The 9323-nt window shown below is 70.6% G+C and carries 9 protein-coding genes; 3 read left to right on the forward strand and 6 right to left on the reverse strand.

Annotated elements, in window-relative coordinates; all coding sequences use genetic code 11:
- A partial coding sequence (locus V8688_RS29945) for a glycosyltransferase family 4 protein (RefSeq protein ID WP_342802200.1) occupies positions 1-708 on the forward strand: 708 nt, incomplete at its 5' end.
- Positions 709-871: 163 nt separating this feature from the next.
- Here the strand turns inward: V8688_RS29945 and V8688_RS29950 are convergent.
- Positions 872-1984: a class I SAM-dependent methyltransferase gene (locus V8688_RS29950; protein WP_342802201.1), complete on the reverse strand. Its 1113-nt coding sequence runs from the start codon at positions 1982-1984 to the stop codon at positions 872-874.
- A gap of 14 nt (positions 1985-1998) precedes the next feature.
- Between V8688_RS29950 and rfbC the strand changes: the two genes are divergently transcribed.
- Positions 1999-2562: a dTDP-4-dehydrorhamnose 3,5-epimerase gene (gene rfbC / locus V8688_RS29955; RefSeq protein ID WP_218716403.1), complete on the forward strand. Its 564-nt coding sequence runs from the start codon at positions 1999-2001 to the stop codon at positions 2560-2562.
- Here rfbC and V8688_RS29960 read toward each other — a convergent pair.
- Genes V8688_RS29960 through V8688_RS29975 form a run of 4 tightly spaced genes read right to left on the reverse strand, consistent with a single transcriptional unit; the run spans position 2540 to position 6238 of the window.
- Positions 2540-3574 (reverse strand): SDR family oxidoreductase, encoded by a 1035-nt coding sequence (locus tag V8688_RS29960; RefSeq protein WP_218716409.1) that lies wholly within the window; start codon positions 3572-3574, stop codon positions 2540-2542. The genes rfbC and V8688_RS29960 overlap by 23 nt on opposite strands.
- A gap of 2 nt (positions 3575-3576) precedes the next feature.
- A complete protein-coding gene (locus V8688_RS29965; RefSeq protein ID WP_308248357.1) occupies positions 3577-4227 on the reverse strand; it encodes a PIG-L family deacetylase in 651 nt (216 codons plus the stop codon).
- Positions 4224-5000 (reverse strand): glucose-1-phosphate cytidylyltransferase, encoded by a 777-nt coding sequence (locus V8688_RS29970; RefSeq protein ID WP_218716401.1) that lies wholly within the window; start codon positions 4998-5000, stop codon positions 4224-4226. The genes V8688_RS29965 and V8688_RS29970 overlap by 4 nt, the downstream gene beginning before the upstream one ends.
- A complete protein-coding gene (locus V8688_RS29975) occupies positions 4997-6238 on the reverse strand; it encodes a class I SAM-dependent methyltransferase (protein ID WP_342802202.1) in 1242 nt (413 codons plus the stop codon). The genes V8688_RS29970 and V8688_RS29975 overlap by 4 nt, the downstream gene beginning before the upstream one ends.
- A gap of 478 nt (positions 6239-6716) precedes the next feature.
- Between V8688_RS29975 and V8688_RS29980 the strand changes: the two genes are divergently transcribed.
- On the forward strand, positions 6717-8210 hold the full coding sequence (locus tag V8688_RS29980) for a sugar transferase (RefSeq protein WP_316574672.1): 1494 nt from the start codon (positions 6717-6719) through the stop codon (positions 8208-8210).
- A gap of 41 nt (positions 8211-8251) precedes the next feature.
- Here the strand turns inward: V8688_RS29980 and V8688_RS29985 are convergent.
- Positions 8252-9323: ABC transporter permease (locus V8688_RS29985; RefSeq protein ID WP_342802203.1), on the reverse strand; the 1072-nt coding region annotated here is incomplete at its 5' end.

Below are 9323 nucleotides of genomic sequence, written 5' to 3' on the forward strand. Positions count from 1 at the left end.
CAGCGCACGGTGGCGCGGGTGGGCCGCCGCGCGGTCGGTCGCGCCGTCGCGGTGTCCGAGCGTGCCGCGGCGCCGGTGCGCGCGTTGGGATTCGAGGTCGAGGTCGCCCGGCAAGGAGTGCGCTGGCCGGTCGAAGCCGCCCCGGTCGTCGAGCGCAGCCCGCTGGTGGTCGGGATCCTGGGCGTGGTGACCGAGTGGAAGGGCCAGCACGTGCTGCTGGCGGCCGCCGCCGAGCTCCCCGAGGTCGTGATCGAGATCGCCGGCTCGCCGCACCCCGGTGACGAACCGTATCTGGCCGCGTTGCGGGAACGAGCGCGGCGGCCCGATCTGGCCGGCCGGGTCCGATTCCTCGGCAATGTCGATCCGTTGCCGACGATCCGGGGATGGGACGTGCTGGTGTCGGCGAGCGTGCTGCCCGAGGCGGGCCCGCTGGTGGTGCTGGAGGCGATGAGCGTCGGCGTGCCGGTCGTCGCGACCGGCCACGGCGGCAACGTCACCGACGACACGGCGGTGTGCGTCGTGCCCGACGATCCGGTCGCCTTGCGCGAGGCGCTGCGGCGTCTCGGCCGGGAACCGGACCTGCGAGCCCGGCTGCGAGACAGCGGCCGTGCGGCCGTGGCGGCCCGCCACGATCTCGCCGAGACGTTGCCCCGCATGCTGGACGTGCTGCTCGGGACCCCGGATCAGATCGAAGAGGTCGGGCCGTAGGCGGGCAACGGCGGACATCGGTGTGGCCGAGCACCCCGTTCACGGTGCGGCGGAACCCGGAAAGCCGCGGCGCGCCTTCGATTCCGGCGATATCGTCACCGGCGGCCTCGACACCGAGGCTTGGCGTCGACCACTCGAACGGTCGTGCGTCCTCAGCGAAAGATCAACTGCGCCACAGTGGTCCGGGCACGCCGTCGAGCGCGGGAGCGCGCGGGCCTGCCGGATCGTCGACGAACCAGCGTCCGTCCAGCGCGGGCAGCAGGGCGCTGACCTCGGCGAACAGGTCGGGCAGTGTCAGCAGGACGGCATCGGGGACTGCGTGGACGAGGTCTGTGGGGGAGATGATCGGGATGTCGGTTCCCGGCATCCGGCAGCCCTGTTTGGCGGGCGAGGCGTCGGCGACCCCGGCGAGCAGGCCGCGGTGCGCGCCCGCCATCGCCAGCAGGGCGACGGCGCGCGAGGCGGCCCCGTAGGCGTACACCCGCTGCCCGGCCCGGTGCTCGAGCCAGGCGCGCAGGGTGCCGACGTGCTGATCGACCACCCGCTGCAACGTGTCGGCCGACGGCGCGGCGGCCTCGGCGGCGAGGATCGCCGCCACGCTGGGATCGGCGTCATGCTCGCCATGGCGAGCGGCGAGCAGCACGGTGCCGCCGTAGAGCTCGAACCGCCACCCGCTGACCACGCTCATCCCGGCCGCGCGCAGCAGGCTGCGCAGGGTGTCGAGGGAGTAGTAGGCGAAATGCCCGTGCCGCAACGCATTCCACTGTCCTTGGGCGAGGATCGCGGCCAGCGAGTGGTATTGCACCAGGAGCACTCCGCCGGGCGCGGTGGCGGCGGCCCTGGCCGCGAACGCCGCGCGCTGATCCGGTTCGTGCATGATGCCGAAGCAGTCCAGGACCACGTCGGCGGGGCCGTCGGTCGGGGTGAAGCCGCGGTCGGTGAGCAGCGGGAGCCAGGTGCCCCCGTGCGGGCTGCCGAACTCGGCCACCGTCGAACCCCGCAGCAGCCCGGCGGTCTCGACGAGTCGTACCGCCGCCGTGGCCTGCTCCCGCAGGGCCAGCGGTTCGATGCCGCGGGGTTCCGCGGTGACGGTGTCGTCGTCGGCGAGCTGGGCCAGCCCGCACCCCGCGCAGCGGTCCATGCGCAGCGGATGACCGGATTCGGCGGGGTCGAGGGGGCTGTCGTGGGGCGGGAAGTGGTCGGCGGCGGGCACCGAGCCCAGGTCGAGAACGGTGGTGAGGGCGGTACTTCCGCAGCCGCGGCACCGGCGGGTCATGACAGGATGTCCTCGTGCGTATCGAGCGGACCGACTTGGCCGACGTGGTGGTGCTGGTTCCCGAGCCGTTCCGGGACGAGCGCGGACTGTTCACCCGTACCTTCGACGCCGCGGAATTCGACGCCCACCTGGGCGTCGACGGTGCGGCGGCGAGCTTCGTGCAGGACTCGCAGTCGCGGTCGCGGCGCGGGGTGATCCGGGGCATGCACGGGCGCGGCGGTCGCGGCGAGGCGAAACTGGTGCGCTGCGCGCACGGTGCCGTGCACGACGTCCTCGTCGACATCCGGCCCGGCTCGCCCACCTTCGGCGCCACCCAGGCCTTCCGGCTCGACGACGAGGACTTCCACCATCTGTACGTGCCGCCGGGTTTCCTGCACGGGTTCCAGGCACTGACCGAGGTCGCCGACGTCTGCTACCGCATCGACCGTCCGCACGACCCGGCCGAGGACCTCGGTGTCGCCTACGACGACCCCGACCTGGCGATCGCCTGGCCGCTGCCCGTCGGCGTGGTCTCCGCCCGCGACGCGCGGGCGGGCAGCTGGTCGCGGCTGCTCGCTACGCTGACGCCGTCGCACTGACCCGGCGCAGCCGCGCGTCCAGTTCGCCGGTGTCGCAGAGCTTCTGCAACTGCGGCAGCCGGGTGAACCGCTGGAAGAAGTCGTCGGCGGTGAGTCCGCGCGCGGTGTACTCGGTGAAGAGTTCGGCGGCACCCGCGGGTACCGTCCACCGCGCCTCGAAACCGAGAACCGCACGCGCGGCGGAGAAGTCGACTCGGTAGGAGCGGGGGTCCGCGCCGTTCTCGCCGGTGATCAGCAGCCGCGACCCCGGCACCGCGTCGACGACCGCGGCCGCGATCTCGGCCACGGTCAGGTTGTTGACCTCGGTGCCGATATTGAAGGCGCGGCAGGAGATGTCAGCGGCCGGCGCGGTCAGGCAGGTCGCGAACGCGGTCGCGATGTCCTGGGCGTGCACGAGTGGCCGCCACGGGGTTCCGTCGGAGAGCACCTTGACCTCGCCGGTGAGCACCGCGTAGCCGACCAGGTTGTTGAGCACGATGTCGGCCCGCAGGCGCGGCGAGAAGCCGAAAGCCGTGGCGTTGCGCAGGAATACGGGGACGAAATCGGCGTCGGCGAGGGCGGCCACGTCGTCTTCGACGCGCACCTTGCTCTGCGCGTACGGGGTGATCGGGCGCAGTGGAGCGTCCTCGGTGACCAGCTCGGCACCGGCGGCTCCGTAGACCGAACAGGTGGAGGCGTACAGGAACCGCCGCACCCCGGCCTCTTTCGCCAGTCGCGCCAGGCGCACCGAGGCGTGGTGATTGATGTCGTAGGTGATCTCCGGCGCCAGCGCGCCCAGCGGGTCGTTCGACAGCGCGGCCAGATGGATCACCGCGTCGAACCCGCGCAGCTGCTCGACGGTGACCGCGCGCAGGTCGACGGCCGCGCCCTCGGGGTCGCCGGCGAAGTCACCGAGCAGGCAGTCGGCGAAGTAGCCGATGTCCAGCCCGGCGACGCTGTGGCCCGCGGCCCGCAGCACCGGCACCATCACGGTGCCGAGATAGCCCTGGTGCCCGGTGACCAGTACCCGCATGTTCACGTCCGTTCCCATCTGATGATCGCCTTGTCCAGCACGAACGCCTCGGCATAGGGCGCGTGACACTGCACGCCACGCATCCTGGCCAGCCCGAGGAAGGCCTCTTCGTCGAACCAGTCACGGCCGGTCTGCGACGGATAGTGCTCGTGCAGCAGCCGCGACTTCTCCCGCGCGAGTTCCCGGGTGAGCGGGTGATACAGGGTCGGCGCCGGAGTGTCGGTCTCCCACTTGAGGATCTCGTAGCCCAGGGTCAGGTGGTCGCGGAACTCCGTGGGCACCAGCTCGGCCAGCAGCCGGTGGTCCTGATGGGCATCACCGCGCTGCGGCGCGAACACCACCTCGGGCTCACCGGCACGCCGGAACCGGGCCAGGGCGTCCTTGATCCGGTCCCAGTGCGCCGGGGCGCGGCCGTCGGGCACGTCGAGCACGTCGAGCTGGGGCTCGGTGCCGGAACAGAACGCGGTCAGCGCCGCGCGTTCCTCGTCCTCGCGCGCGGTGCCGCCACCGGAGAGCACCAGTGCCCTGACCTCGATCTCGGGGTCGGCGGCGGTGAGGGCGAGCAGGGTGGCACCCAGGCCGATCGCGATGTCGTCACAGTGCGCGCCGAGCAGTGCGAGCCGGCGCGGCGGGTGGGGGAACAGCCCGATCACGCCTGCTCCCACACCATCCACGGCCGGGAGCCGTTGCGGTAGGCGTCGTCGAGTTCGGCGCGCTCCTTGAACGTGTCGGCCGGCTTCCAGAAGCCCAGGTGCTGATAGCCGAACAACCGGCCCTGCCCGGCCAGCGCACCGCACGCGTCGGCGACCAGATCACCGCCGGGCGGGAGCAGGTCGAAGATCTCCTGGCTGAGCACGAAGTAGCCGCCGTTCTCCCACAGCGGCATCCGGGCCACCGGCATGATCTCCTTCACCTCGCCGGTCGCGGTGATGTCGACGCAGTGGAACGAGGACTGCGGCGGGACCACCATCATCGACGCCGCGGCGCCCGAGGCGTGGAAGGTCTCGACCATGGTGTCCAGCGGGGCGTCGGTGAGCACGTCGGCGTAGTTGGCCAGGAAGTACTCGTCGCCGTCGAGGTGCGCGCGGACCCGGCGCAACCGCTCACCGATCGCGGACTCGACCCCGGTGTCGACGAAGGTGATCGACCAGTCGCCGATATCGCTGCCGAGCAGTTCCACCTGGCCGTTGCGGATGACGAAGTCGTTGGACGCCGATTCCTGATAGGTGAGGAAGAAGTTCTTGATGTGCTCGGCGCCGTAGCCCAGGCACAGGATGAACTCCTTGTGTCCGTAGTGCGCGTAGTAGCGCATCACGTGCCACAGCAGCGGCCGCGGCCCGACCAGCTGCATCGGCTTCGGGACGACGTCGTCGGAGCCGCCGCGCATGCGCATGCCGTATCCGCCGCAGAACAGCACGACCTTCATCGGTTCACCTTCGTTTCCGTGCCCGCGCGGTGCAGCACCGGCAGCGGATAGATCAGTTCGCCGCCCCAGTCGCCGACATGGCGCAGCTGGGCGGTGATCTCGGTTTCGAGATTCCACGGCAGGACGAGCACGACATCGGGCCGGTCGGCGTCGATGCGCTCCGGCGGATGAATCGGAATCCGGGTGCCCGGGGTGTATCGGCCGTGCTTGTAGGGGTTGCGGTCCACGGTGTACTCGAGCAGGTCGGGCCGGATGCCGCAGTAGTTCAGCAGGGTGTTGCCCTTGCCGGGGGCGCCGTAGCCGACGACCCGCTTGCCCTGATCCCGGCAGTCGAGCAGGAAGCGCAGCAGCTCGAGCCGGACCCGTTCGGCCCGCCCGCCGAGTTCGGCGTAACCGGCCGGGACGTGCAGGTCGGCGGCGCGCTCGAGCTCGAGGACCTCGGCCACCCGCCCGGTCGGCACCGCGACCTGCTCGGGGCGGGCCCACAACCGGATCGAGCCGCCGTGGGTCTCGAGCAGCTCCACGTCGACCACCGTCAGCCCGGCGACCGCGAGCGCGCGCTGGGCCGAATGCACGGTGTAGTACTGGAAGTGCTCGTGATAGACCGTGTCGAACTGGCCCAGCCGCACCAGGTTCAGAGCGTGGTGCACCTCGATGCTCAGCCAGCCGTCGTCGGCGAGCAGGGTGCGCAGGGCGCGGGTGAAACCGCGCAGGTCGGGGACGTGCGCGTAGACGTTGTTCGCGACCACCAGATCGGCGGGCCCGTGCTCGGCGCGCACCCGCGCGGCCGATTCCGCGTCGAGGAAGGCGGTCTCGGTGGGCACTCCCGCCGACCTGGCCGCCTCGCCGACATTGACCGACGGCTCGATGCCCAGGCACGGGATGCCACGGGCCACGGCGTGGCGCAGCAGATAGCCGTCGTTGCTGGCGACCTCGACGACGAACGAATCGGTGTCGAGCCCCAGCCGCTCGGTCGCGGTGGCGACGAACCGCTCGGCGTGGTCGACCCAGCTGTGTGAGTACGACGAGAAGTACGCGTACTCGGTGAAGGTCTCCTCCGGCGTGATCAGTGCGGGGATCTGCAACAGCAGGCAGTCCCGGCACAGGCGCAGGTGCAGCGGATAGGTCGATTCCGGCAGGTCGAGCTGGGTCTCGGACAGGAAGCTCTCACACGGCGGGGTCGCGCCCAGATCGAGTACGCTCTCGAGCCGATCGGAATCGCAGAGACGACACTGCACGCGGGCTCACCTTCTAGCTGTTCATTCCGTCGCGGCCGGCGCCGGACATGCCGGACGTCGGCGCGGCGTGGTCAGACGTTACAACCGGAGGTAGGCGGGGGCCATTCGAAACAACCGGGGTGGAAACCAATTCATGGCATGTTTCGGGATCGCGGCTGTTCGCGGGCATTTCGGCAAATTGTCGGCGACGACAACTTCTCCTCGGCGAATTGTGATCCGTCCCATCCGGAAATCAATTGTCCTGCGATCATATCCGATAGCCATCATTCATCTCCCGATAGCCATGTGATAGCCATCATACTCGGCTACCTATGGAATGCACTGTGGCCCTTAACCTTCGGAAAGAAGTCGCCTCGAGACTCTGTAACAATCAGCGGGCGGGCATCGAATCGACGGGCAGAGGGCGGCCGAGCGGGCCGCATTCCGGTCGACGGCGACCGGAAATTTGATTCGTCTCCCGAGGGGGAGGTGTGGGTTCATGAGCTTCGAGCTCACCGGTGGCAGCGATGTGAATGTGGTCAACGGTGTCCGAGTGCTGCGCCGAACGCAGCGCGAGAATTGGCAGGAGGCGTATCTGCAACGCCTGGCCGTCACCGACGTCGCCGCCGTGTTCGCCGCGGTGGCGGCGGCCCAGGTCCTGCGCTTCGACGGTCCCGCCGCGCCGCCGCTGGCCTGGCCGCTGCCCTACGAGATCGGCTACTCGGTCGTGTCGCTGGCGCTGGCCGCGGGGTGGCTGGCGCTGCTGCACGGCACCCGCACGCCGCAGGTGATCGGCTCCGGCAGCGAGGAATTCCGCCGGCTGGTCTCGGCGACGATGCGCCTGTTCGGGGTGCTGGCCATCCTCGCGCTGCTGTTCCGGGTCGAGGTGGCGCGCGGCTATCTCGCCATCGCGTTGCCCGCCGGGCTGTGCGCCCTGATCGTAGGCCGGCTGGCCTGGCGGTCGCGGCTGCGACGCTGGCGCGCCCAGGGGCGCTGCCACACGGCGGTGCTCGTGGTCGGCTCGCCCGAGGCCGCGCACGCCATGGCCACCGCCTTCACCGACGACCCCGGTTCCGGCTATCGGATCGTCGGCGTCTGTGTGCCCGCGGGCTCCGGTGACCGGCGCTTCACCACGGTCGACGGACCGACGGTGCTCGGCGACGATCGTTCGGTGCTCGAGGCGGTGCGCCGCAGCGGCGCCGACTCGGTGGCCGTGGCGGCGACCGACCATCTCGGCCCGGTCGAATTGCGACGGATGGCCTGGGAGCTGGATCCCCTGGGCGTCGATCTCATCGTGGCGCCGGGCGTGGTCGACATCGCGGGTATCCGGCTGACCAACCGGATCGTGGCCGGCATGCCGATGCTGCACATCGACGGGCCCCGCTACGACCACGCCAAGTCCAGCCGCAAAGCGCTGTTCGACTTCTGCTTCGCCACCGCCGTGCTGGTGCTCATCGCGCCCATGCTGCTGGCCATCGCGCTCGCGGTACGCACGACGAGCCCGGGGCCGATCTTCTATCTGTCCGAACGGATCGGCCGTGACGGCATCCCGTTCCGGATGATCAAGTTCCGCAGCATGCTGGTCGGCGCCGACCGCGCCGTGGACGCGCTGATCGAGAGCCACGGCGGCAATCCGGTCTTCTTCAAGGTGAAAGACGACCCGCGCGTCACTCCCGTCGGCCGCTTCCTGCGCAAGTACAGCCTCGACGAGCTGCCGCAGTTCTTCAATGTGCTGCGCGGGGACATGAGCGTGGTCGGGCCGCGACCGCAGGTGCAGCGCGAGGTCGACAGCTACGACGGAGAGATGCGCCGCCGACTGCTGGTGAAGCCCGGTGTCACCGGGCTGTGGCAGGTGAGCGGGCGCTCGGACCTGTCCCCGGAGGACTCGGTGCGGCTGGACCTGTCCTATGTCGAGAACTGGTCTATGGTTCTCGATCTGATCCTGATCGGCCGCACCATCGGCGCGGTCACCCGCGGCGACGGCGCGTACTGACCACCGGGGTGGTGGGCGATGCGCACCACCCCGGCCCCGGCTCAGCGCAGGTCGCGCCGACGGAAGGCGGTCAGTCCCACGGCGATTCCCGCCACCGCGACCAGCAGCAGCCACCCGATCGGGACGATGTCGAACGTCGCGCCGGGCAGCTTCGGCGGATGCACGAACGGCACCAGATCCATCAGCCACTGCGGGAAGGTGCCCAGCGAGCCGAGCAACACGATGACGATCATCGCGCTCAGCACCGCCCAGGCCAGCGACGCGTACTTCGGGACCACACCGAACAGCAGCAGCGCGATCGCGGTGACCACCCAGACCGCGGGCAGCTGCACCGCGACGGCACCCAGTGATTCGCCGAGCTTGCCGACCACGTCACCGTCGGTGGCGCCCCAGACGACGCCGATGCCCAGACCCGCCACCAGCAGTGTCACAGCCGGTCCGGCCAGCGCGAACAGCAGATGGCTCGCCGCGTACCGCACGCGGCCGACGGGCGCCGCCAGCACGCTCTCGGCACGACCGGTGTTCTCCTCCTCGTGCAGCCGCAGCACCGCCGACACCGAGTACGCGGCCGCCGCCGCGGCCAGCATGGTGATCGCGTAGGCGATGAACGACTTCTCCAGATCGGCCGAGCCGCCCATCGAGGTGACCACGTCCTGGAGTGTGCCGCTGTCGTCGAGCATGCCGCCGATGCTCTGCACCGCCCCACCGATCAGCAGGCCGTACAGGCCGAAACCGATCGTCCAGGCCAGCATCGACCCCCGCTGCAACCGCCATGCCAGTCCGACCGGGCCCGACAGCGCGGCACCCGCGGTGGCGGGACCCGGACGGTCGGCCAGCAGTCCCGCACCGAGGTCACGGGTTCGCAGCAGCTGGTAGGCGAGCAGGGTCGCCCCGGTGGCGACGGCGGCCAGGGGCACCAGGACCCACCAGCGCTCTTCCGCGTACGGGCGGATCTGCAGACACCAGCCCAGCGGCGAGAACCACGACAGCACTCCGTTTCCGGCGTCGCCGACCGCCCGCACCGCGAACGCCGCGCCCAGGATGCCCAGCGCGACACCGCGGGCGATCCGCGCGCCGTTGCTCAGCTGCGCGGCCACCGCGGCCACCGCGGCC

The sequence above is a fragment of the Nocardia sp. No.11 genome (assembly GCF_038752175.1).
Lineage (GTDB): Bacteria > Actinomycetota > Actinomycetes > Mycobacteriales > Mycobacteriaceae > Nocardia > Nocardia canadensis.